General features: G+C 70.4%; 15 protein-coding genes and 3 pseudogenes. 10 read left to right on the top strand and 8 right to left on the bottom strand.

Annotated features, from left to right (window positions below; translation table 11 throughout):
- Nucleotides 1-29: 29 nt before the first annotated feature.
- The 3 genes and pseudogenes from JK359_RS31865 to JK359_RS31860 form a co-directional block, all read right to left on the bottom strand.
- Nucleotides 30-308: a transposase gene (locus JK359_RS31865; RefSeq protein ID WP_372445510.1), complete on the bottom strand. Its 279-nt coding sequence runs from the start codon at nt 306-308 to the stop codon at nt 30-32.
- A gap of 58 nt (nt 309-366) precedes the next feature.
- A pseudogene (locus tag JK359_RS39440) lies at nt 367-474 on the bottom strand (RacP protein); the annotation flags it as partial.
- A gap of 539 nt (nt 475-1,013) precedes the next feature.
- A complete protein-coding gene (locus JK359_RS31860) occupies nt 1,014-2,009 on the bottom strand; it encodes an ArsR/SmtB family transcription factor (RefSeq protein WP_307788346.1) in 996 nt (331 codons plus the stop codon).
- A 67-nt stretch (nt 2,010-2,076) separates the two neighbouring features.
- Here JK359_RS31860 and JK359_RS31855 point away from each other — a divergent pair, with 67 nt between their 5' ends.
- Nucleotides 2,077-2,985: an oxidoreductase gene (locus tag JK359_RS31855; protein WP_201843004.1), complete on the top strand. Its 909-nt coding sequence runs from the start codon at nt 2,077-2,079 to the stop codon at nt 2,983-2,985.
- 532 nt (nt 2,986-3,517) lie between these two features.
- Nucleotides 3,518-4,771 carry an MFS transporter gene (locus JK359_RS31850; protein WP_201843002.1) on the top strand — a complete coding sequence of 418 codons (1,254 nt, stop codon included), beginning with the start codon at nt 3,518-3,520 and terminating at the stop codon, nt 4,769-4,771.
- A gap of 324 nt (nt 4,772-5,095) precedes the next feature.
- Here the strand turns inward: JK359_RS31850 and JK359_RS31845 are convergent, their stop codons facing one another.
- Both JK359_RS31845 and JK359_RS31840 read right to left on the bottom strand, forming a co-directional pair.
- A complete protein-coding gene (locus tag JK359_RS31845; RefSeq protein ID WP_201843000.1) occupies nt 5,096-5,782 on the bottom strand; it encodes a response regulator in 687 nt (228 codons plus the stop codon).
- Nucleotides 5,779-7,074, bottom strand: coding sequence for a sensor histidine kinase (locus JK359_RS31840; RefSeq protein ID WP_201842998.1), 1,296 nt, complete (start codon nt 7,072-7,074; stop codon nt 5,779-5,781). Before JK359_RS31840 ends, JK359_RS31845 begins: the two co-directional genes overlap by 4 nt.
- Before the next feature lie 220 nt (nt 7,075-7,294).
- Here JK359_RS31840 and JK359_RS31835 point away from each other — a divergent pair, with 220 nt between their 5' ends.
- From JK359_RS31835 to JK359_RS31830, 3 genes are read left to right on the top strand one after another with little or no spacing between them, the layout of a single operon-like run.
- Entirely contained in the window at nt 7,295-7,987 is a 693-nt protein-coding gene (locus JK359_RS31835; protein WP_201842996.1) for an ABC transporter ATP-binding protein, read from the top strand.
- Nucleotides 7,984-8,319 (top strand): hypothetical protein, encoded by a 336-nt coding sequence (locus tag JK359_RS39435; protein ID WP_236678767.1) that lies wholly within the window; start codon nt 7,984-7,986, stop codon nt 8,317-8,319. The genes JK359_RS31835 and JK359_RS39435 overlap by 4 nt, the downstream gene beginning before the upstream one ends.
- Nucleotides 8,320-8,351: 32 nt before the next feature.
- A complete protein-coding gene (locus tag JK359_RS31830) occupies nt 8,352-10,400 on the top strand; it encodes an ABC transporter permease (protein ID WP_307788345.1) in 2,049 nt (682 codons plus the stop codon).
- 103 nt (nt 10,401-10,503) lie between these two features.
- Here JK359_RS31830 and JK359_RS31825 read toward each other — a convergent pair whose 3' ends face one another.
- Both JK359_RS31825 and JK359_RS31820 read right to left on the bottom strand, forming a co-directional pair.
- A complete protein-coding gene (locus JK359_RS31825) occupies nt 10,504-11,601 on the bottom strand; it encodes a MerR family transcriptional regulator (RefSeq protein WP_201843149.1) in 1,098 nt (365 codons plus the stop codon).
- 569 nt (nt 11,602-12,170) lie between these two features.
- A complete protein-coding gene (locus JK359_RS31820) occupies nt 12,171-12,968 on the bottom strand; it encodes an MBL fold metallo-hydrolase (protein ID WP_201842995.1) in 798 nt (265 codons plus the stop codon).
- Nucleotides 12,969-13,042: 74 nt separating this feature from the next.
- On the opposite strand from JK359_RS31820, the gene JK359_RS31815 reads away from it, so the two are divergent.
- Nucleotides 13,043-13,669 carry a TetR/AcrR family transcriptional regulator gene (locus JK359_RS31815; protein WP_201842993.1) on the top strand — a complete coding sequence of 209 codons (627 nt, stop codon included), beginning with the start codon at nt 13,043-13,045 and terminating at the stop codon, nt 13,667-13,669.
- Nucleotides 13,670-13,912: 243 nt separating this feature from the next.
- A pseudogene (locus tag JK359_RS31810) lies at nt 13,913-14,646 on the top strand (sulfite exporter TauE/SafE family protein).
- A gap of 387 nt (nt 14,647-15,033) precedes the next feature.
- On the opposite strand, the pseudogene JK359_RS31805 reads toward JK359_RS31810, so the two are convergent.
- Nucleotides 15,034-15,400, bottom strand: a pseudogene (locus tag JK359_RS31805) (IS701 family transposase); the annotation flags it as partial.
- A gap of 404 nt (nt 15,401-15,804) precedes the next feature.
- Between JK359_RS31805 and JK359_RS31800 the strand changes: the two are divergent.
- From JK359_RS31800 to JK359_RS31790, 3 genes are all read left to right on the top strand, one after another.
- Nucleotides 15,805-16,164, top strand: coding sequence for a hypothetical protein (locus tag JK359_RS31800; protein ID WP_201842991.1), 360 nt, complete (start codon nt 15,805-15,807; stop codon nt 16,162-16,164).
- Nucleotides 16,165-16,569: 405 nt separating this feature from the next.
- Entirely contained in the window at nt 16,570-16,809 is a 240-nt protein-coding gene (locus JK359_RS31795) for a ribosomal protein L7/L12 (protein ID WP_201842989.1), read from the top strand.
- Between the two features lie 628 nt (nt 16,810-17,437).
- Nucleotides 17,438-24,856, top strand: a complete 7,419-nt coding sequence (locus JK359_RS31790) for an SDR family NAD(P)-dependent oxidoreductase (protein ID WP_307788344.1) — start codon at nt 17,438-17,440, stop codon at nt 24,854-24,856.

The following is a 24,856-nucleotide window of genomic DNA, read 5'->3' as shown; positions in this document are numbered from 1 at the left end:
ACACCCAACGTCTTCTGCTAGTAGCCTAGTTAGCGCGCGGCGGCTGGTGCCGTAGAGGCCGATGATCCCGGCGGCGGCCCGAGCGGGCCATGAACGTCCAGACCGTGCGCAAGGGCTGGAAGTCCAGGGAGGGCCCGCCACTTGCATCCGGTGTCCACGACGTAGCGGATCGCGTCGACGACCTCGCGGCGGGGATGCTTCTCCGACCGGCCGCCCTTGCTGGTCTCGCCGGCCGGGGTGGGCAGCAGCCCGCCGAGGAGAGCCCGTTCGGCGTTGGTGGTGTCCGAGGGGCAGCGCCGAGAGCCCATGACGGCCGGCCTTGGAACGAGTGTGGCAGGGCCGCCCGCGGGGCGGTCCCGCCACAGGTCAGGTGTTGTTGATGAGGTCGAGGGTGGACTCGATGGAGTTGAGCTGGGCGACGCTGTGCTTGACCCACTTGTCGCCCGGATGAGCGCCGGCGTGCGGGGCAACGGAGGACCAACGTGACCGTCCCTGCGGTCGACCACGTCGAGTTCTTGGCGGGGGACGTGTGCCAGACGTCCCACTACTGCTGCGGCACCTACGGATGCCGGGTCGTTGCCGAGACTGGCCTGCTCACCGGACTGGCGGGCGCCCGACCACAGGTATTCGCGCACGGCGGCGTCCGACGGGGGCTGACGACCCCCTGCATGCCGACCACAGCGCTTCCCGGTTCGTCCGCTGGCACGTCGACGCCATACGCAATGCGGCGCTGCGCTCCGCGGGCGCGGTCGGGGACTACGAGTGAGCGAGCGCCGCTGGCGCCGAGTCCGTCACGGAACCGCAAGGTCTTCGAGGACGAGCAGGGCCGGGTCGTACGAGCCACCATCGACGTGCTGGCAGCTTGGCCGGACGAGGGTGAGACCCACCAGCCGTCGGCTGCGCGGCGTCCCGGTCCTCTGGGGTGTGCCGCACGATCGACTCACCGGGGATCTCAACCGCGGGCACGGATCCATGGCGGTCGGCGCCGGAAGTCCTTCGGGGCTGACGTGAGGTCAGGTGGAGGCGGCTTGGAGGAGGGTTTCGGCTGCGGTGGTGCGGGCGTAGAGGACGGAGCGGCCGGCGCGGTGGGCGCTGACCAGGCCTGCTTTGCGAAGTGCGGTGAGGTATTGGGATACCCCGGCGGGGGAGAGCCCGGTGCGGTGGGCCAGTTGTGTGGTGGAGGCGGGGATCTCCAACTCGGTCAGGAGCAGGGTTCGTGAGCGGCCCAGTACGGCGGAGAGGGTGTCGACTCGTGTAGCGGGCCGTGCCGTCCACAGGGAGCCGACGCCGCGTGCCGGGTAGGCGAGTTGGGGTGGATCCGGCAGCGTTGTTCGGGTGCGCAGTCCCGGTCCGGTGAAGGCCGAGGGGATCAGGAGTAGTCCCGTGCCTGCCGTTGTGCGGGTCATCGGCTGCTTACGGCGGGCTATCCGCAGCGTGTTGTCGGCCCAGTTGAGGGACGGGTGCAGGTCGTTGAGGAGGTGGCCCGTGCCGTGCTCGGCGGCCAGGCGGGCGCGGTAGAGGATGTCTGTGTCCAACACTGCCTGGATGCGTGCCCAGTAGGGGGCGAGTGCCAGTTCCCAGTACGTTTCGATTTCTTCTGTCACTTTGGCCAGGAGGTCCTGCGGGTGGTTGTGCAGGGCTCGCAGCCGGGGTCCGAGGTTTCCCTGGTGGCGGGCCAGGTGGTCGAGGTCCTGGCGCACCCGATCGGCGGGTGAGAGGAGGATCGCATCCCGCTCTGCCGCCGGGGTGGGGGCTGGTCCGGCGGGGGCCGGGTTGAGGAAGTCGGGCACGTAGCCGGTGGGCGGGATCAGCTCAGAGAGCCAGCCCCGGTCCAGCCCGGCGGCCATCATGCGTGGGCGTACCTGGTCGGTCCAGGGGCGGTGGACCGGATGCGCGGTGGCAGACCTCAGCAGCCGGAAGCTGGGCGCGACCTCCCACATGGGTGAGACGGCGAACCGCACTTGTGCCAGATCGCCCGCTGAGAACGCCAGTTCTGCCAGGACAACCACCCCTCGATGGATTCAGACATGTGTGAATCAATGGCGGGCCAGCCTACCGTGCGCGGATCATCCCGCCATGACCTCACAGACGATCACCGCGGCGGCATCGGGCACCTGGAAGCTCGGCGACCGCACGGTCAACCGGATCGGTTTCGGCGCGATGCGCCTCACCCAGCACGGCGAGGCGTTCGCGCCCGATGCCGTCCCACGCGACCGCGACCAGGCGATCAGTGTGCTGCGCCGCGCAGTCGAGCTCGGCGTGAACCACATCGACACCGCCGCGTTCTACTTCTCGCCGCTGCGGTCGGCCAACGAGCTGATCAACCAGGCGCTGGCCCCCTACCCGGCCGACCTCGTCATCACCACCAAGGTCGGACCGGGCCGTGACCCCGCGGGCCAGTGGCTGGCGCATGCCACCCCCGGGCAGTTGCGCGGCCAGGTCGAGGAGAATCTGCGCCAGCTCGGGCGCGACCACCTCGACGTGGTGAACCTGCGCATCGTCGGCACCGATTCCATCGCCGAACGCTTCGGCGCACTCGCCGAACTGCGTGAGGCCGGACTCATACGTCACCTGGGCCTGTCCAACGTCCGCCCCCACCATCTCGCCGAGGCCCAGGCCATCGCGCCCGTGGTCTGCGTCCAGAACATGTACGGCATCGGCGCATCCCGCGAGCAGAAGGAGTTTCTTGACCTCTGCGGTGAACAAGGCGTCGCGTTCGTGCCGTTCTACTCGATCGCCGGCAGCGGACGCACCGCCGGGGCGACCACCGACCACAGCCGGGAGGTGCACGCCATCGCCCGCGCCCATGGCGTGAGCACGGCGCAGATCCGGCTCGCGTGGACACTGCACCAGGGTCCCCACGTCTTGGCCATCCCCGGCACCGGTGACCCTGGCCACCTCGCCCAGAACGTCGCCGTCGGCTCCCTGCGCCTGTCGGAGGAAGAACTCGCCGCCCTGGACTCCGTCCACCACGAGACGGCATGAGCAAGAGCCTCACGGCCTTGTGATCCACTTCTGCTGATCGGCCTGTCTGCCTTGCCTGTTCCTGCCGCCCGCCCCATAGCCCTGTCCGCCGCCGACGGGCAACGGCTGAAGAAGGCGGCCTACGGTCACAAGACTCCGCACCAGGCCAGGGCCCGGTCACGGATCCTGCTCGCGGCGGCTCGGGGCAGGTCCCACGCGCGAATCGCTGTCGGGGTGCACATGGACTCCGTGCGCACTTGGCGGGGCGGCCTGCCGGCTCTGGCCGACCGCCGGTGCAGCGGGCGCCCCGCCCGCTTCCCCCGTGCAGGTCGCCGAGGCCAAGGCCCTGGCCTGCCGGCCCGGCCGGGACTGGGGTGCCGCTGGCACGCTGGTCTCGGCCGCGAGCCGGCCGCCGGCTGACCGCGCTCGTCGAGTTGCCGGTGCATGGAGGCCGGACGGCGTCACCCTACTGACGCGATCCTCTTGTTATTGCAAGTAATATGCAACAAGCTGGACGGGCCCTTACCGCCCGCCGAGGACGTGGAGCCCTGTCATGCCCCGCTTGATGCCGAACACCGGACCGCAGCGCGTCCTCGCGGCCTCGAACTTCATCTATACCGTCGGCAGCGGCCTCTACCTCACCGCCGGCGTGCTGTATTTCACCGAGGCGGTTCACCTTCCGGCAGGCCAGGTGGGGCTCGGGCTCGGCATCGCCGGTCTTCTCGCGCTGGCGCTGGGCGTTGCGGTCGGTCATCTAGCCGACCGGCACGGAGCGCGCGACATCTACGCGGCCACCCTGGTGGTCCAGGCCCTGGCCACGGCATGCTTCGTCCTGGCCGACAGCTTCTGGCCGTTCGTCCTCGCCGTCTGCGTCACCGCCGCGGCGAAGGCGGCCGGAATCGCCGCCCGCTCCCCGCTCATCAGGCACCACGGAGGCGACCGGCCGCAAGAGTTCCGGGCATACCTCCGCGCGGTGACCAACGTCGGCATCTCCCTCGGCGCCGTGCTGGCAGGCTGGGTCGTCCAGGCGGGCACGCTCACCGCCTATCAGCTCATGGTCATCGGCAACGCGATCGCCTTCGCGGTCTCCGCGGCGATCCTGGCGCTCCTGCCGCCCGTCGCGCCCGTCCCCACCACCGGCGGCCCCCGCTGGATCGCCCTGCGGGACCGTCCCTACCTCGTGCTGACCGCCCTCGACGGAATCATGGCCATCCAGTTCAAGGTACTCACCGTGGCCATCCCGCTCTGGATCGTCGGCGCCACCACCGCCCCGCACTGGCTCATCTCGACCACCATGCTCACCGGCACCCTCATCGTCGTCGCCTTCCAGGTCCGGGCCAGCCGCAACGTCGATTCACCCGCCGCCGGCGCACACGCCTACCGCCGGGCAGGCATGGCCTTCCTCATCGCCTGCTCACTGATCTCACTGTCCGCAGGCATACCGGCCTGGGCCGCCGCAACCCTGCTCATCACCGCGGTGGTGATCCACACGATCGGCGAACTATGGCACTCCGCCGCGGGCTTCGAGGTCTCCTTCGCTCTCGCCCCACAGCAGGCCACCGGCCAGTACCTGGGCGTGTTCGGCCTCGGCGCCGGCCTCGCCGAAGCCCTCGGACCAGGACTGCTCATCGCACTCTGCATCACCTGGGGCCGTCCTGGGTGGTATGTAGCGGGAGCCATGTTCGCGCTGACGGGCTTGGCAGCACCACCCGCTGTCCGCTGGGCACAACGCCATCAGCACGCTCTGCAGACGCAGCCTGCGCCTACAGAGAAGGCGTCAACTGCCCTGATCGACCCGAGGCGATAGCTCAACCTCCGTTCCAGCGGGGCCAAATCAAACCACCCTCCGGAGCCACGTCACGGTGCCTGATCTTCAGGAAGCACCCTTCCAGCTCCCGGTCGAGATACTGCTTCGCGGGAAAGCAGACGAAAGCAGCAGGCGAGCGGGGCGGAGAGCATGCCTTCCAGCAGACCGTGATGGAAAGCCAGACCCGTTCCGAGCAGCAGCGATGAGTTTGCGAACGGCGCGTGCTGGTCACTCCACTTCGATGCCGGCCCTTGTCGTCCGGTCACGTCCTTCACGTGCCTTCTGGTCTGCGGCGACGCACGGGATGCTGGACATACGCTTGAGCTACGCGCCACCGCCCGGGGTGATCAGACCCGTTTCGTAGGCGAAGACGACGGCCTGGACCCGGTCGCGCAGGTCCAGCTTCGACAGGATGCGGCCGACGTGGCTCTTGACCGTGGTCGGGCTGAGGAACAGCCGGGAGGCGAGTTCGGCGTTGCTGAGGCCCGTCGCGAGCAGGCGGAGCACTTCGAGCTCGCGCGGGGTCAGGTCGGACAGATCGCGGTGCGCGGCGATGGTCTGCGGTTCGTCGCGACGGGCGAACCGCTCGATCAGCCGACGAGTGATCGTGGGCGCGAGGAGAGCGTCGCCGGACCGCACCAGGCGCAAGGCGGAGACCAGGTGTTCGGGGGTGACGTCCTTGAGCAGGAAGCCGCTGGCGCCGGCCGTGAGCGCGGCGTAGACGTAGTGGTCGAGATCGTATGTGGTGAGGATGATGACCCGCGTTCCATCCGGGCCGGCGTCGCCGAGGATGCGCCTGGTGGCCTCGATGCCGTCCATCTCCGGCATCCGGATGTCCATGAGGACGACGTCGGGCCGTGTGCGGCGGACCGCTGCGACGGCCTCGGCCCCGTCGGCCGCCTCGGCCGTCACTTCGATGCCGTCCGCGGCCAGGATCATTTTGAAACCGGTGCGTACGAGGGCTTGGTCGTCGGCGATGACGGCGCGCAGCGGTGGCTGGTCCGTCGTCATACGGTGCTCCGCGGGATACGGGCCGTGACCCGGTATCCGCCGGCATTTGTCGGCCCGGCCGTCAGCTCGCCCTGGTAGACGGCCAACCGCTCGCGCAGCCCCATGTGGCCACGGCCGTTGCTCTCCACCGGCGGGGAGTCCTTGGCGCCGCCCGTGTCCGTGACCTCGATCTCCAGACAGTCGTCGGTGTAACGGATGGCGACGGACGCCTCCGCGTCGCGCGCATGTTTGATCGTGTTGGTCAGCGCCTCCTGGACGACGCGATACGCCGCGAGGTCCACCCCGGGTGACAGTGGTTCCGGCGGCAGCGACACCTCGATGGTCACGGGCGTCCCAGTGGCGCGTACGCGTGCGACCAGAGCGTCGAGCTGAGCGAGCCCGGGCTGGGGCTCCAGGCCGTCGGGCCTCTCGTGGTCGGGGGCGGCCAACAGGCCCATCACATGGCGCAGTTCGGCCATGGCGGCCCGGCCGCTCGCCTCGACGGTCAGCAGTGCCTCCTTCGACTGCTCGGGTACCACGTCCATCACTTTGCGGGCCGCGCCTGCCTGGATCACCATCACGCTCACATTGTGGGTCACGATGTCGTGCAGTTCGGCGGCAATGCGGGCGCGCTCTTCCTCGACGGCCCGGCGCGTGGCCTCTTCCTGAGCCTCCTGCAGTCGTGTGACCCGGTCCCGGCTGGAGGCCAGCCGCAGTTGCAGGTAGCGGACGAGGCTGGCCAGCATCCCCGCCACCAGCAGCACGAATCCCGGGCTGGACCATCCCGGGAGCACAGGGTCCGCGTTGCGGAATGCGACACCGGACAGCGCCGCGGCGATCACCAGGACGGCAATCGCCGCTATCCGGTATCGGCTGTACACGACGGCGCTGTAGGCGCCCATGACACAGGCCAGGACGGTGATCCAGGAGGCGGAGCTGCCGATGGCCAGTGCCGCGCCCAGTACCGCCACGAACTGGGCCAGCGGATACCGGCGCCGGGCTGCCAGCGGCAGCGTCGACAGGACGACCAGGACCCAGGACACGGAGGGAGACTCGTCCTCCACGGGTGCCTGACCAGGGACGGGCGGCGGGGGCGGGGCCGAGACCCCGGGCCCGCCATTGGCCCCCGGGTCGATGTTCACCGGCCCGTCGCCGGGATAGCGCACCGCCACGAACAGGGCGATGACGGTCAGGGCGACCGCCAGCGCCACATCGGTGCGCACCGCTCGCCGGGACAGCGGGGCGGCCCTTGCCTCCGGGCGTAACGCGTCGATGAGCTGCTGATGCCAGCTGCGCCGGTCTTCCGTCTCCATTGCCACATTGTGTTGCGCTCTCCGCCCGGCCCGCGTCCGCCTGTCCGTTCAGGGCGTTGTCCGAGAGGACTCCTTCTCAGGTATGACTCCGCAGCCGAATCCTCCGGAGGGAGGGTCTGATGTCGGTGCCGCGGCCGACGCGCCCCGTCCGCGGCAGCCTCTACGTTCGCGGGGCCGACAACGGCATACGCCTCGCGACCGTGAAGGACGGACACCTCGTATGCATCAAGTGATCGAGCTGGAGGGCGCGGTGAAGCGCTACGGCAGCGCCGGCGCGCCGGCGCTCGGACCGCTCACGCTCAGCGTCGCCAAGGGTGAGGCCCTTGCCGTGACGGGCCCTTCCGGCAGCGGCAAGTCCACGTTGCTGAACCTTGTCGCCGGGCTGGACAAGCCGACCGATGGCGCCGTGACGGTGGCCGGGCGACGGATCGACCAGTTGAGCGAGCACGCCCTCGCCAAGTTCCGCCGCGAGCACATCGGCGTGGCCTTTCAGTTCTTCAATCTCCTCGACGACCTCACCGTCACCGACAACATCCAGCTCCCGGCCCAGCTGACCGGGACGAGTCGGCGCAAGGCCGCGGCCCGCGCGGGTGAGCTGATGGAGATGCTGGGCATCCTGAAGCATGCCCGCGCCTACCCGTGCCGACTGTCCGGAGGTGAACGCCAACGGGTCGCAGTCGCCCGGGCTTTGGTCAACCGGCCCGCGCTGCTGCTCGCCGACGAGCCCACCGGTGCGCTCGACACCGCCTCGGGCCACGACGTCCGCAATCTGCTGATGGATCTGCACCGCACCGGACAGACCATCGTGCTGGTGACACACGACCTGACGCTGGCGGAGGCGTGCGCGAGCCGCACCATTCACCTGGTCGACGGTCACGTCGCCCTCGACTCTTACGCGCAGGCCGTCCGATGAGCCTGTTCGGTACCGGCGCGCTGGGCCGGGTCGTCCGTTCCGGCGTCAACCGCCGCCGGGTGCAGACAGTGGTGATCGCCTTGGCCACGATGATGGCCGTGGCCTCGGCCGTGGTCGCCGGGTCGCTGATGGTCGCCGCGGCCGCGCCCTTCGACAAGGCCTTCAAGAAGCAGCAGGGCTCGCACATCACCGCGCAGTTCGATCCTGCCAAGGCGAGTGCGGCGCAGCTGGCGAAGACCGGGAACCTGCCCGGCGTTGCCGCGAGCGCGGGGCCGTACCCTTCCACGGCGTTCCGCCCGGTGGATCACACGGGCTTCCGCATGCGACGCTGACCATGGTCGGGCGGTCCGGTCCGGACGGCGACGTGGACCGCGTTGACCTGAAGTCCGGCCGGTGGCCGCGGAAGCCGGGCGAGATCGTGCTCGCCGCATCGTTCGAGGGGCCCGCCATCGAGATCGGCTCCACCCTGAAGGCTCCGGGCACCACGAACGCCCAGACGCTTTCGATCGTCGGTTTCGTCGTGTCGGTGAGCAAGACCGCCGACGCCTGGGCGACCCCCGCGCAGGTCCACGCGCTGGCGTCGGAGGGCCGCCCCGTCACGAGTCAGATGCTCTACCGCTTCGACTCCGCAAGCACGAAGGGGCAGATCATCGCCGACCGGAAGAAGCTCGCCGCCTCCGTGGGGTCCGGGGCGCTGCTGGGTACCCAGTCCTGGCTGGACACCAAGCGCGCCGCTGATCAGGGTGCGGCGGCGACCGTCCCGTTCGTGATGGCTTTCGGTGTGCTCGGCATCGTGATGTCAGTGATCATCGTCAGCAGTGTGATCAGCGGTGCGGTCGGCACCGGCCTGCGCAGAATCGGCATTCTCAAGGCCATCGGCTTCACCCCACGCGAGGTCGTACGCGCCTACGTGGCCCAGGCACTGATTCCGGCCGGCGCAGGCATCGCCGCGGGGGTCGTCCTGGGAAACCTCCTGGCAGTGCCGCTGCTGGGCGACACCCAGGAGATGTACGGCACCGTCTCGCTCTCGACGGCCTGGTGGGTGGACGTCGCGGTGCCGGCCACCACCCTGGTCGTCGTGGGGCTCGCCGCGCTGCTTCCCGCACTACGGGCCGGAAGGCTGCGTACGGTCGAGGCCATCGCGGTCGGCCGGTCGCCGCGCACGGGGCGCGGCCAGTGGGCCCACCGGGCGATCGGGCAGCTGCCGCTGCCACGACCGGTGACCTACGGGCTCGCCACCCCCTTCACGCATCCGGTCCGTACCCTCGCCATGCTGCTCGCGGTGGCGTTCGGAACGGTCGCGACGACCTTCGCGGTGGGGCTGACCTCGTCCCTGAGCGAGGTCGGCGCCTCCCAGGACACCGACAGCCGTGCCGCGGTCACGGTCACGACAACCAAGCTGAACAACATCGCTCCCCCTTCGCCTCCTCCTGCAGAGGGCGGCGCGGCAAGCCCGTCTCCCGCGGGTGGCGGCGTGGCAAGCCCGTCCAGACCCAAGGTCGCCGCACCGGCGACGGTGCGGTCTGCCATCACGTCGCAGGCGGGCACGGGATCGTACTACGGCAAGGCCCAGGGCGAGGTCGCCGTGGCCGGGATCTCCGGATCGGTTCGGGCCAGCCTCTACGAGGGCGATTCGCGCTCCGGCAGTTACGAGATGCTCTCCGGGCACTGGATCACCGGAAAGGGGCAGGTCGTCGTTCCCACGCGCTTCCTGGAAAGGACGAGCACCAAGATCGGTGACACGGTGCGGGTGACCTACGAGAAGGAGAGTGCGAACCTGCGGATCGTGGGCGAGTCCTTCGACACCTCGGGCAACGAGCTGGAGATCCACGCGGACATGGCCAACTTCCGGTCGGCCGAGCCCAGTACCTTCCTCGTCGAGGTGAAGCCCGGTGTCTCCGCCGACGAGTATGCCCGGAAGCTCGCCGCGGTCGTGCAGCCGCTGGGCGGCGACGCTGCGACCAACGCCCCGTCGGAGCAGAAGGGCGTCATCCTCGTCATGGATGCGATGGCGGTGCTGCTCACCCTCATGCTGGTGTCCGTGGCCGGCCTCGGCGTACTCAACTCCGTCATCCTGGACACCCGGGAACGTGTCCACGAGCTGGGCGTCTGCAAGGCGATCGGCATGTCGCCGGGGCAGACCATGAGCCTCGTGCTCGCCTCGGTGACCACGATCGGGGTGATCGGAGGGCTGATCGGCGTACCGGCGGGGTACGCGCTGCACCACGTTGTCATGCCGGAGATGGGGCGTGCCGTAGGCACCGGTATGCCGTCGTCGGTCCTCGATGTGTACGGCCCTGCTCAACTGGTCCTGCTGGGGCTGGGCGGGGCCGTGATCGCGATGTTGGGCGCGCTGGTTCCGGCCGGCTGGGCGGCCAAGGCCCGTACGGCCACGGCGCTGCGCACCGAGTAGCGTCCGGCGGAGCGCGAGCCGCTGGACAGATCTGCCGGGCCGGCCGGGTCAGGCACCAGCGGGCTGCCCAGCAACCGCCACGCCGTTGAACATGGGACGCGGGTCAAGCTATGAGCAGGCGGAGGCCGAGGTCTGCCGCGTCGAGGTCGGCGAGGTCGCTGTTGCGCTCGGTCCACCGGCCGGAGTCGAGGTCGTCGCTGAGGCTTCGCACCGCCCGCTGCTCGGCCTCCGGACCGACCCTCGTCCACACCGACATCGCACGGCGCACGTGATCCTCCAGATACGCCCCCGGCCGACGCCAGTACGCCTCGAACAGGCCGTCGGCGCAGTCCCACGGGATGGGCACCGGCTCGGTGCGGGCTCCGATCGCGTCGGCCATCCCAGCGAGCGAGGGAAATTCCGCGAGGACGGTGGCGAACTCGGGCAGGTAGTCGCGGGTGAGCCAGAACCGGTCCTGCCATCCCGGCTCGTCGGTGTCGAACGTGAGCACCACCACGCGGCGGGCCACACGCCCCATCTCGCGCAGCCCCGCTATCGGGTCCCCCCAGTGGTGAACAGTGGAGACGGCCATCGCCACGTCGAAGGACTGGTCCTCGAACGGCAGGCTCTCCGCGGCGGCGGCCACGCACGGCGCCGAGCCGGCAGGCCGCTGCCCCCGCATGACCGCCGATGGCTCCACCGCCGTCACGTCGCGATCCGCAGGCTCGTAGGAGCCGGTGCCGGCCCCGACGTTCAGCACCGTCTGCGCGTCGCCGAGCGCGTCCCAGATCTGCGCGGCGATCCGCGGGTCGGTACACCGTGTCGCGGTGTAAGCGCCGCCGATCGCGTCGTACAGCCGTGCACCGAGCATCTCCAGTTGCTCCTCCGGCGTCACCGTCAGTCCCTTCGCCCGTGCCTCAAGTTCCCTGTCGATGGCCGCCACCATGGCGTCAGTGCGATCACGCCGCTCGAGCAGGAGGCCGCGCAGCCGGCGCAGGTGCGCGACCGCGTCGGTGGACGGGTCCCCGACCAGTTCGGCAACCTCCCGCAGCCCGAAGCCCAGCCGCCGATAGGCCAGCACCTCCCGCAGCCGCTCCACGTCGTCCGCCGAATAGGCCCGGTACCCGGCCGCGGTCCGCGCCGACGGCCGAACGAGCCTGATGTCGTCATAGTGATGCAGCGTGCGGACGCTTACGCCAGCCAGCTCGGCCACGCGTCCCACGGTCCAGTGATCCTCCACGGCACCGACTATGCAGCCTGACGTCACGTGAGGGTCAAGAGCCTCACTCACGGCAGCAAGAGCCCGACGCGAAGCAACGGTCCGAGCGATGGCCTGGTTTGAGAAGCCTGGAACCGGACGAAGTGGCCCCGCAGCGGCCGAGTGACTGAGCGGGCCGACTTGGGCGGAGAGCACCTCGGGGTGACCCGCTGTCTCCCGGCGCGGAGCATCCGTTGCTGGCGTCTTTTCGCGGAAGCCCCGCCGCTGGTCGGTCAGTCCGCCCCTTGCGCACACCGCACGCAACCGGCATATCACTGGAATCACGGGCCGTCAGCGCCTGCCGACACCCCGCTTTGAAGGTCAGTAGTGAGCACTGATGCGATGTGGAACCGGATCGCGCCGCCGATGCCGGCCGCCCCGGGTCCGCGGACGGGACCGGCGCGGCACCCTGGTTCGCCGCGCCCACGACTCGCCGTGAGGACCTCGACGAGGCCCTCGCGGGGCCAGGCTGGGTCGCAGGCCCCGATGGGTACGGCCGGACGGCAGTAAAGCCGCTGATGGGCAGGCGGCGGTCAGAGGGTCAACTCTTCACCCAGACCGGGGGTGAGGACCTCGTACGGCTCGCCGGTGGCTGCGTCGAGGAAGCGGGCGAGTTCGTCGGGCTGCGTGGTGTAGAAGCCGTCGGCGTGGAAGCCGTCGTAGTGCATCGGTATCGCGGCTCGCGCCCCCAGGAGGCGGGCGGCGACGGCGGCCTGCCGGGCGTCGAGCGCGGAGGGGTAGGGGCTCGGCGGCTGGCAGTGCGGGAAGCAGACGGTAGGCCCGTTGATGGGGGTGAGCACTGCGTCGAAGGGGCCGTAGCGGTGGGCGGCCCGCCACCAGTAACCGTGGTACATGGTGTCGCCCAGGTGGATCACCCGCTTGCCGTCGGCTTCGACGGCCCACGAGACCTGAGGGTCGCCGAGGGTGTCCACCGCGGGGACGGCCGCGATGGTGAAGGGTCCGACCGTCGCACTCTCCCACAGTCTCATGCACCGCCGCGGCAGATGGTGGGTGGTGAGTTCGGCATCGGCCTTGAGCGTCCACAAGTTCTCGTGATCGTCGCCGCCGAAGGGCTCGGGGTGCATGACCATCCCGCCGGGAGCCAGCGCACGGCTCAAGGCGCCGGCGTCGGTGTGGTCGCGGTGGAGGTGGGTGCACAGGCCGGCGAGCACATGACCTTCCGTACGCGGCGGTACGACCTTCGGCAATGGCACGCCCGAGAGCTCCGTGCCCTCCAGAACACCTTCGGGCCGCCCGAGCAGGTCGATCACCAGGCTCTCGCCCTGTGCTTCGAGTTCTACTCCGGCCCAGCCAAGCCAGCGGACACGCATGGGGACACCCTTCCCAGATTTACCGTACGACCGTTCGCCAAAATAGCAGACGGTCGTTCGGTAAGATTGAGAGCATGAGAAAATCGGCCGACGAAGCCCGCCGCACCCGTGACCGCATCGTCAGCGTCGCGGTGAACAAGGCATCCAGCCTGGGCCTGTCCGCACTCACCATCGGCTCCCTGGCGGAGTCGCTCGACATGAGCAAGGCAGGGGTGGTCGGCCCCTTCGGTTCTCGCGCGGAACTGCAACTCGCCGCGATGGACCGGGCGGTGGAGATGTTCCTGGAGGCGGTGGTGGCACCCGGCCGCGGCACCGGGCCGGGCCTGCCCTGCCTGCACGCCGTGATCGACGCCTGGTGCGACTACCTGACCGACAGCCCGTTCCCCAACGGTTGCTTCGTCACGGCAGCCTCGTGCGAACTCGACGGACAGCCCGGCGAACTGCGCGCCCGCCTGTATGACGCGGTGACCCGCTGGCGACGCTTCCTGGCAGAACAGATCACTGCTGCACAGGACGCCGGCGACCTCGCCGCGGACCTCGACCCCGAGGACCTCGTGTCCACCCTCACGGGCGTCGCCATGGCAGCCAATCAAGAAATACAACTCCTCGGCGACGAGCGCGCCGCGGCCCGCGCCCGCCGCCTCATGCGCGCTGCGCTGACGTCCCACCCTGAGGCGATCAAGGGGCCTTCGAGGCCCTGAGTCGGCGGCTCCTCGGCGCTGGCGGCTGTCCCGCTGGTCCCCGACGCGGAACTACTACCAGAACTGCGGCGCGGCCGGTCGGCCAGACATCACGTTAGGGGCCTTTCCGCGATCTCTCGCCGTTGTGGACACCGCAATCGACCGGCTCCGGTAGCGATGGGGCTTGCCTGCCAGGCCATTGCCTCCGGGGCCAACGTGTTATGAGGATGCCCCGATCATCGGGGTGACGACAGGAGCGTGCCGATGGTGAGCATAGGAGCGCCTGAGCTACTGCTGGGCGCCACAGTCATGCTGGCTGCTTCGATGCAGTGGCTCACAGGTATGGGCTTCGCTCTCATCGCGGTCCCCGTGCTCGCTCTGATGCTCGGGCCGGCGCAGGGGGTCGTGCTCGCGAATTGTGCCGCAGGGGTCATCAGCGTCATCGGACTCGCCGCGAGTTGGCGACGTGTACGGATCGGCGCCATGCTTCCCTTGGTCATCGCTGCGGCATGCACAGTGCCTGCGGGCTCATGGGCGGCCGCCCGAGTTCCCGAGCCGGTACTCCTGGCCAGCATCGGGACTCTTGTGACACTTGCCGTAGCTCTCGTGATGGGGGCACGCGCCTACCAGCCCTGACCGGAACGAAGGGCGCCGTGACTGCGGGCGCCGTGGGTGGATTCATGAACTCCGCCGCCGGAGTCGGCGGGCCGCCGTACTCCCTGTACGCCTTGAATGCAGGGTGGCCCATCTACGATTTCGTGCCGAACGCGCAGTTCTACGGCCTCGCGGTGAACATCTTCTCAGTAGCCGTCAACGGCGTACCACGGTTGAGCGGGTCAGCCTGGGGGGTGACAGTGGCGGCCATGGCAGCAGGCGCCCTCATCGGCAGGGCACTTGCACCAAGAGTCCGAGAACGGGGGGTCCGCCGGCTCGTCTTCGCCCTGGCCATGGCCGGTGGCTGCTCCGTACTGATCAAAGGGCTTTTGGAGTGGGCATGACCACCCACCAGCGCTGAAGCTGGCCTGTATCGGGCGGCCTCTGCTGAGGCATGGCCCAGCTCCTCCTGTCACCTGCGCACGAGCAGAGTTGTCGACTACAGGGCTCCTGGCCCGGTGCCACAGGCAGCGGGTGCTCCCTACCGCACGCCGAGGCGGGACGGCGCGATCCGCCTTCTGCAGACGGTCAGCCGGTGCTGGCGGTATCTGAATCTGGCTCTGACCGCAGTTCGGAGAACGATTTCCGATTGATGCCCTATTGCTGGCTAGAACGGAAGACCGGCAGTGTCGCCCCAGTGAGCTTCTGGTTTCACCGTCGATGATGCTGTGGTGTCTTGCGGGTGGCAGACCGCGAGTGCCTCGCATCGCACCTCTAGCACTGCAACGGTACATGCCGTGGCTGATGTGGCGGTGCCAGCTGGGATAGCGGCGCGTCGTCCAGGCCACACTCTTGCTTGGCGCTCTGGAAGCACTCCTCGATGGCCCATCGGCTGCCCGCGATGCGGATCAGCGCGTCAAGCGTGGTCCCGGTAGGGCAGCAGGCGATGTAGTAGGAGATCTCCTGCGGGCGGGCGACGCTGCGGCGGGCGGTGACCCGGTGGCGGCGGTCGGGCCGATGCGAGGGCCACACCTCGACCCGGGCCCAGTCGTAGATCCGCAGGCCGTGAGCCCCGCACCGCAGCAACGGCGCTTCCATTTCTGCCGCGGCAAGCCCGTGGAACAGGTCGTGGACAGGATGGTCGATCGCCCACCGGGTGGGCCGACGAACACCGCCGCGCCCGCGGCCGGTCCGGGAGGGAGCCTGAGTGACCTGTGCACCGAGCGCCCTGGATTGATCGTGCGTCATCAAAGACTGACCTTGGGTGTTGCGGTCCCCTGAGTACAAGTACTCATGATCCCCACCTAGCTGTGGGGCAGGATCGAGGGATGACGACGCTCAGGACGACGAGAACCCGACTCGCGATGCTGCCGTTGGCGGTGACGGTTCTGTTGGCAACAGGGTGCGGAACGCAGGGAGCAGAGGACCCCGCCGACGCATACCGGCGTTCGCATCCCACGCCGACCGGCATATCGACACCGAGTACACCAGCGGACTTTGCCTGCCCCGGCGAGAGCCCCGAGGCGACGGCACCCACGACCGCCGCTTCCCCCGCCTCAACCGTGCCGCCGACCGACCACTACGCCGAGAACCACGGCTTCAAAGATCCCATCCAGCTCCATGGCCAGAGCCGCTGCGACGGACTCGCCACCGTCGCACGCGTCAAGCGCACACTCGAACCGCTGCGCCGACGCGGGGACTTCGCCCCGGACGACGTCCGCAACGCGCTCACCAGTCTCGGCTACTCAGCCGAGAAGGTGCAGACGTACCAAGACGGGTCCGCCGGGGTCGGCTTCCTCATCGACATCGACGCCTCTCCCTGGTGTGTGGAGGGAACGATGAGCGGTGACTCCACCAAGGCGAACGCCTTCGGCGGCTACCCCGACGGCACCGACTGCGAGCCCCCGAGCGGCGGCCACTGACCACAGCCTCGGCAACTGGCAGATCAGCGCGCACTGGCGCTGGTGTCTGAAGCCCTGAACACACTGGAGAGCGCGCCCAGAGGAAACATTCACGCGCCCGCTGTCGCTTGGCTGGACGGCGCGTGACAGCCGGCATGACAGGGGCGTCACGGGCACGGCAGGGGACGCCGGCTCGGGCACCGGCACGGAGCCAAAGCACACGGTTCCGCAACTCGCGGACGATCGTGCGGTGCCTCTGCTCAGTGCGTACGTTTGGCGCGGAGGCGAGGCGGGTCCAGCAGTTGCCGGAGGCAGTAGCCGAGCAGGCCAGGCAAAGGCGGCTCCGGGGTCGTAGGCGAGACCCCGGATGAAGTGTCCGGCAGCAAGGGGGCGCTGCCTGCCTGTGGGAGGCCCGGGGGAGAGGGCATGGAAGAACCAGGGTTCAGTGTCCTGCTGGTGGAGGCGGGTGACCGGAAGACGAATGCGGTGCGTGTGATCCGGACGGTCACCGGTCTCAGCCCCTTCGAGAGCAAGCTGCTGCTCGACCGTTCACCCGCAGCGGTCACGGAACCCGTCTGGTTCGAAGCCGCCCAGGACGCTGCCGGGGTTTTGGAAGGCGCGGGCGTGAACGCGTCGGCGTCTGGCTCCTGGTCACCATCGTGGTGATCGCCCTCGTCGCGCTGGTACGCAGCCGCAAGGGAAGGTAGCCCCTGCGAACAGCGGCACCCGCGGGCGTCCCGCGTGCGGGCGAACTCCGCCGGTCTCGAGGTGCGGTGTCCCGGCGGGCGGGCGGGATGGGCCGGGCGGCCCGCTGGGGGCGGCGTACAGGCTTTGGGGGTTCGCGGCGGGGGCGTCCGGGAGTTCGCAGGTCAGTGGGACTGCGTCCAGCGGTGGCAGGAGCTGGGTGATGCCGTGTCGGTTCCGCCGGTGAGTGCCACGGCGAGCGGGTTGCCGTGGCGGTGACGATCAGCTCGTGCGCCGCGAGATGTCTCCGCTCGACCGCTTGTCGCCGCCAGCCGGTGAGGCCCGCAGAAGTCTGCGGAGATCTGTCCGGCCAGGGGTGTGATTGCGCCCAGCGCAGCACCGCACCACCGCTCGGCCCGCAACGCCTCAACGTGTTGTCCCACTACTCGTCGACGGCCGTAACCCCACATGGGCGCGGCGAGTTGTCCGGGGCGTGACCCAGGCGAATGATCACGCTCACCCGATGTCCGGTGTTTCCGCAGCAGACGCCGTGGCCCTAAGCGGCCCTGCCCCGCTCGGGCACGCAGAGGCCCGTGGCGGAGACGTCGCGGTGGTGGGGACGGGGGTCCGGCTACCCGGAGGGATCCGGTCACTGGACGGGTTGTGGGCGGCGCTGGCGGAGGGCCGGGACCTGGTCGGCGAGGTGCCGGGCGACCGGTTCGACGTGGCGCGGTTCGTGTCGGCCGGCAAACGTCCGCGCCCCGGCCGCATGTACACGTCCGCGGGCGGTTTCCTGGACGACGTGGCCGCTTTCGACGCGGAGTTCTTCGGCATCTCGCCGAAGGAGGCATCCGTGATGGACCCGCAACAGCGGCTGATTCTGGAGTGTGCCGTCGAGGCGTTCGGTGATGCGGGCATCGACCCGTCGGCGCTGGCCGGCAGCGATACGGCGGTGATCGTGGGGGTCTCGTCCCACGGCTACGGCGATCTGCAGCAGCGGCGGCCACGCACGACCAACGCCTATTCCATGAGTGGCATGGCGTCCTGCAACACGGCGAACCGGGTGTCGTACTTCTTCGACCTGCGCGGCGCTTCGTTCGCGGTGGACACGGCGTGCTCGTCGACGCTGACCGCCGTGCACCAGGCGTGCGAGGAGGTACGGTCCGGGCGTAGTGCGCTCGCGCTCACGGGCGGCGTCAATGTGCTGCTCAACCCGTGGGAGAGCGTCGGGTTCGCACAGGCGTCGATGCTCTCGCCCACCGGGCGGTGCCACGTGTTCTCCGAGCACGCGGACGGTTTCGTGCGCTCCGAGGGTGCCGGTGTGCTCGTGTTCAAGCCGCTGACGGCGGCGCTGGCGGACGGTGACCGGATCCACGGGGTGATCCGTGGCAGCGGTGTCAACGCGGACGGCCGTACAGTCGGGCTGGCGCTGCCGAGCGCGCGCAGCCAGGCCGCTCTGCTGGACCTGGTGTACGCAGAGGCGGGCATCGGTGCGGCCGAGGTGGCGTACATCGAGGCGCACGGCACCGGTACACAGGCCGGCGATCCGGTGGAGTGCGCAGCACTGGGGGAGGCGCTCGGGCGGCGCCGCACGCCAGGTGCGCCGCTGCCGATCGGATCGGTGAAGTCGAACCTGGGGCACCTGGAAGCGGCGGCCGGCGTGCCCGGCCTGCTCAAGGCGCTGCTGGTGCTGAGGGAGCGGCGGATCCCCGCGACGCTGCACACGGCTCCCCTGAGTTCGCGGATCGACTTTGCGGGGCTCGGTCTGGATCCGGTGGCCGAACCCCGTGACCTTCCGGGGAATCCCCTCGTGGTCGGGGTGAACTCTTTCGGGTTCGGCGGGGCCAACGCTCACGTGGTACTCACCTCCGCCCCGGAGCCGCGCAACCGGTCCGGCTCTCACAGCGCCGACGGCCTTCCGTACGACCGTTCGCGTTCCGACCGCCGCGGCCCGCTCCCGCTGGTGGTGTCCGCCCGTACACCCCAGGCGCTGGAGGCCGCCGCCGGCCATTGGGCCGAGCGCCTGGAGGAGCTGGCTCCAGACGTTTTCTACGACACGGCCTACACGGCGTGCCGTCGTCAGGCCCGGTACGAGCATCGCGTCGCGTTGCTGGCTGACGATCCGTCGGCGGCGGCTCGGTCCTTGCGGCGGGTGGCACGAGGTGAGCCCGCGCCGGGCGCAGCCCGTGGGGTCGGTGTGGAGCGTGGCCGTATCGGATTCGTCTTCAGTGGCAACGGCTCCCAGTGGGCCGGTATGGGAGCGGAACTGCTGGATGTCGACGCCCCATTCACCGCTGAGGTGGATGCGATCGATGTGGCCTTGCGACCATTGCTCGGGTGGTCGGTCAGGGAAGAGATGGCCGCACCCCGCGGGCGAGAGGTGTGGCAGCGCACCGAGATCGCCCAGCCGCTGCTGTTCGCCCTGCAGGCCGGATTGGCCGCGGCTCTCACGGCACGCGGGTTCGCGCCTGATGCGGTGTGCGGGCACAGCGTGGGCGAGGTCGCGGCCGCCTACTGCGCGGGAGCCCTTGACCGTGCGGCCGCCTGCCGGGTGATCGCCGCGCGCAGCCGGGCCCAGGGCGCGACCGCTGGGTGCGGGAGAATGGCGGCCGTCGGGCTCAGCTCCTCGGACGCCGAGAAGCTGATCTTCGCAATCGGTCGGGCGAAGCGGCTGGTCGTCGCCGGGATCAACAGCGCCCGTGACGTGACCGTCGCCGGGGACGCCGAAGCGCTCGCCGAACTCGGCGTCGAACTCGGCGTGCGCAATGTGTTCTTCCGTGACCTCGGGCTGGACTACGCCTTTCACAGCCCGGCCATGGACGAGTTGCGCGGACCCCTCGCAGCCACGCTGTCCGGACTGCCGACGCGACCCGCCCGCATTCCCCTGGTCTCCACGGTCACCGGGCGGCTCCACGGTGACGCGGCCCTCGACGCCGACTACTGGTGGCGCAACGTCCGTGAACCGGTGCGGTTCGAGAAGGCGGTGGACACCCTCGTCGGCGAGGCGGGCTGTGACGTCCTGGTGGAGATCGGCCCGCACCCGGTGCTCGGCGCGTATCTGCGGCGTGTCACGACGGATGCCGGACGACCCGTCGCCGTGATTGCCACACTCACGCGCACTGCCTCAGGCCCCGGCGCGCTCGCCTCCGCCGTCGCACAGCTGCTGGCGTGTGGAGCCGACACCGACTGGAGCATTCACTTCCCGCGTCGCGGACGGGTGGTCGACCTGCCCGCCTACCCATGGCAGCGCGAACGGCACTGGAACGGCGCTCCCGGATGGTGGCTGGAGACGCCGACCGAGGAGGACGGCGAGCCGACGGAGCCGCCCCACGCCCTGCTTGGCGCACGTCTGCCCGGGGCTCGACCCGCCTGGCAGCAGGAGCTCTCCTCCGGCGCGCGGGGCTGGCTTGCCGACCACCTGGTCGGCGAGACGGTCGTGGTACCGGCGGCCGGCTACGTGGACATGGCCCTGGCCCTTGGGCAAGCCGTACACGGCGCACCCGTCGAGGCGCACGACATCTCGATCAGCCGTGCGCTGAGCCTGCCGGGCGACGACGAGGACCGAACCGTGTCCGTCCACACCGCACTGGAGCGTGACGGCGCCTTCACCGTCTCCAGCCGTGACGACCGTGGTGGTACGTGGATCGAGCACGCCCGTGGCAGGGTGCGAGAGCTGCTGCGGGCATGCCCGCCCGGCGCCGACCCGCAGGCGCTGCGCGCTCGTCTGCCCCGCGAGATGAGCGCAGCCGACCACTATGCAGTCTGCGCCCGCGCGGGCCTGCCCTACGGTCCCGCGTTCCGTACCCTGACCGGGCTGCGGACCGATGCCGGTGACGGCCGTGAGGTGCTCGCCTCCTACGCCGCCACCGTCGACCTCGCCGACGCTCCCCTTGCCCACCCGACCCTCCTCGACGGCGCGCTCCAGGCGGGCCTGCCACTGCTCGCTGCGGTCACCGACCGCTGCGCCGACCGTGACGGCGCACCGGCCGCCTACCTGCCCGCCGGCATCGGCACCGTGCGCTCCTGGAAGCCGCTGCCCCGAACCGGGCTGGTCCATGTGCGCCTGCGTGCCCGCACCGCACGCGAGGCGGTCTGGGACATGACCGTCATGGCCGACGACGGCACCGTGGCCCTGGAAGCGCTCGGGTGCCGGCTGCGCCGCTTCGACGCGGCGCGCGCACGCGCGCCCCAGCAGCTCGCAGAGGTCCTGCGCGCCGCCCCCCTGCCCACGCCCGCCGCCACCTCGCCCTGGCCCGCGCCCGCAGTCACCCTCGCCGCCTGCGCAGCGGAACTGTCGCAGGCGGTCCGGAAATGGCGGGCCCACCCGTACGACAGCGCCCGCGCCCGGGGCCTGCACCTGAACGCACATCTGACCGCAGCAGCCGTACGCGAACTCCTGTCAGAGGCTGACGAGTTCACCCTGGGCGACCTGTTCGCGGCCGGTGTGCAGCCCCGGCATCGCAAGCTGCTGACCACCCTGTTCGAGAACGCCGTAGGTCAGGGCGTCTTCACTGCCTGCGAGGGCGGCCGGTGGCACCTGGCCGAGGAACCACAGCCGCACCGGGTCTTCCGGGAAGCGCTCCTGGCCTTCCCTGCCGAGGCCACCGCGGCGCTGACCTACGGCGTCTGCGGGCTGCATCTGGCGGACGTGCTGCGCGGGCGGACCGATCCTCTCGCGCTGCTGTTCGCCGAGCGGGACGCCCTGGCCGCACGCTTCTACGACAGCACGCCCGTGATGCACCACCAGTACCGCACCGCCCGCCTCCTGCTTCAGGCGGCTGTCGCGGCCTGGCCCAAGAGCCGGCCACTGCGCGTGCTGGAGGTCGGCGCCGGAACCGGCGGACTGACGGCGGCGCTCCTGCCGTATCTGCCGCCAGAGCGCACCCACTACACCTACACCGACGTGTCCTCGGCCTTCTTCCCTGCGGCCCAGGACCGTTTCGCCGAGCATGACTTCGTCCACTACCGCTGCCTCGACCTCGACGCCGACCCGGGCGCCCAAGGCTTCACCCCTGCCTCGTACGACCTCGTCATCGCCGCCAACGTGCTGCACGCCACGCGGGATCTGCGACGCACCCTGCACCGGATCGGCGACCTGCTGGCCGACGGCGGACAGCTGCTCGCGCTGGAGAGCCACGACCCGGCCTCGCTCACACCGGTGTTCGGGCTGCTGGACTCCTTCTGGAGCGCCGAGGACACCGCTCTGCGTCCGAACGGACCGCTGCTGGTACGCGAGCAATGGCCCGGGTTGCTGGAAGAGTGCGGATTCACCGGCACCGTGCAACCCGGCGATGCCACACAGCCCGCGTACGACCACCACTCCGTCATCCTCACCACCCGGGCTCCGCGCCCCGGGCCGACGGCCGTGGCTCCTGATCCGCGTTTCGTACGTCCGCCCGTGGTGGCCGACCTGACCGGCGGGCCGCTCGCGCCGGCAGCCGCCAGGGTTCTGGATGTCGATGCGCAGCCCGCGAGTGAGTCGCCGCAGCGATGGTCCGAACTCCTCGCGGGCACCGACGACGTGGTCCTGCTGGCCGAGCGGAGCAGTGTTGGCGCGGCTTGCGCCACGGAGACTGCCGTCCGCGACCTGGCCGTGCTGCGCGCCATGGCGACCGCCACCCGGCAGCTGCCCGAGGACCGCGCGGTCACCGTGTGGCTCGTGGTGTGCGGAGCCCAGGACATCCCGCCGTCCGCCGCCGCGGCCGTATGGGGAGCGGCCCGCAGTCTGGCCAACGAGCAACCGCGGCTGACCGTCCGGCGCCTCGCCCTGGCAGCCGGCGCGGAGGAGAGGCTCGCCGAGGAGCTGACGGCCCGCCCAGCCGACGACGAGGTGCTGCTGACCCGCCGCGGGCGGTTCGTGACGCGGCTGCGCCCGTACACGTCGGATCCGGCGCCCGCTGCGGCGGCAGGGGTGTCAGGCACTGCCGTCCCCTACACCCTGACGCTGGACGAGCCCGGTCTGCGCTACCGGCTGGGCTGGCGTCCGGCCCGCATGCCGCAACCGGCAGCGGGTGAGATCGTGGTCGAGGTCGCGGCCACCGCGCTCAACTACCGCGACATCATGACCGCGACCGGCCTCGTGCCGCCGCCCGTGGCGCCGTGCGGACTCGACGCGGAACCGATCGGTCTGGAGTGCGCGGGCACGGTCGCCGCCGTCGGCGCCGGCGTCGAACACCTCAGCGTCGGCGACAGGGTCGCTTGCCTGGCCATCGGCTGCTACGGCTCACACGCCCAGACCCGCGCAGACCGGGTGATTCCGCTCCCGGAAGGCATGGACTTCACCGAGGCCGCCACGCTCCCGACCGTCTTCCTGACCGTGCAGCATGCCCTGGCCCACCTGGCCCGCCTGCAGCCCGGCGAAACAGTACTCGTGCACGGCGCGGCAGGCGGCGTGGGCCTCGCCGCCCTGCAGTACGCCCAGCACGTCGGCGCGCAGGTCATCGCCACCGCCGGCAGCCCCGCCAAGCGCGACCTGCTGCGGCTGCTCGGCATCGGGCACGTCCTCGACTCGCGCACCCTGCGCTTCGCCGACGAGGTCGACACGATCACCCAGGGCCGCGGCGTGGACGTCGTCCTCAACTCCCTGGCGGGCGACGCCATGGCACGCAGCCTCCGCGTCCTGGCACCTCACGGCCGGTTCGTGGAACTGGGCAAGCGTGACTTCCTCGCCGACAACTCCCTCGCTCTGGCGCCCTTCCGGGACAACCTCTCCTTCCACGGGGTGGACGTCGCCGCCCTGCTCACCGACACCTCCCCACTGGCCGACGCTCATCTTGCGGCGATCACCCGGGCCGTCCACTCGGGCGCCTACCGCCCGCTGCCCCATCGCGTCTACCCGGCCACCCGGATCCGCGAGGCGTTCGTCGCCATGCAGCACTCCCGGCACGTCGGGAAGGTCGTCGTCACCTTCGACGCCGCCGAACCCGTGCCCATCAGCCCCGCGACCGTTCCCCTTGCCCTGGACCCCGACGCCGGATACCTGATCACCGGGGGGCTGGGCGGCTTCGGCGCCGCCACCGCCCGCCACCTGGCCGCCCGCGGGGCCCGTCATCTGACCCTGATCGGCCGTCGCGGCGCACACACGCCCGGCGCCGCCGAACTGCTCTCCGACCTCACCACGCTCGGCGTGCGAGTCGACGCGTATGCCGCCGACGCGGCCGACCCGGACGCCATGCGCCGCATCATCCACGACCTCGATGCCGAAGGGCGGCGCCTCGCCGGAGTCATCCACGCCGCGATGGTCCTCGACGACGCTCCACTACAAGAACTGGACGACGACCGGGTACGCACCGTTCTGGCTCCCAAGATGACGGCCGGGCACGTGCTGGACGAGCTGACCCGCGACCGCGCACTCGACTTCTTCGTCGTCTACAGCTCGGCCGCCGCCGTGGTCGGCAATCTGGCGCAGTCGTCGTACGTGGCCGCCAACCTCGCCCTCGAAGCCCTCGTACACGACCGGCGCCGGGCCGGGCTGCCCGCCCTCGCCGTGCAGTGGGGCGTGATCGCCGACAACGGCTACGTGCATCGCACCGAACGCAACGACGAGTTGACAGCACTGGGCATCGAAGGACTCGCCACCGCCGACGCGCTCGCCGCCCTCGAGCGGCTCCTCGCGGACCCCGACGCCACCGCGGTCACCGTGGGACACCTCAACTGGGGAAGAATGCAGCGCTTCCTGCACATCCTCACCGCACCCCGTACGGCCGAACTGCTGCCCCCGGCCGAGCACACCGACGGGGCGGAGCGGCTGCGCCAGGTGCTGGAGCAGGCCGCGCCCGACGAGGCGACCGTACTCGTCGAGGACGTCCTGGCCGACCTCCTCGCCCACGTCCTGCAGACCACCCCCGACCGCGTCGACCGGACCCGGCGCCTGGACCAGCTGGGCGTGGACTCCCTGCTGGCCGCCGAACTCGCCACCCTGCTGCAGCAACGGCTCGGCTGCGAACTGACCACCATGGAACTCGCCGGATCGCCGAACCTCGCCGCACTCGGCCGGCGTGTACTCGGCCTCCTCCACCCAAGCCGCTGA

The sequence above is a fragment of the Streptomyces actinomycinicus genome, from assembly GCF_016741775.1.
Classification (GTDB): Bacteria; Actinomycetota; Actinomycetes; order Streptomycetales; family Streptomycetaceae; genus Streptomyces; species Streptomyces actinomycinicus.
The sequence above is the reverse complement of the archived record's forward strand: the minus strand, read 5'-3'. Positions and strand labels throughout refer to the sequence as shown.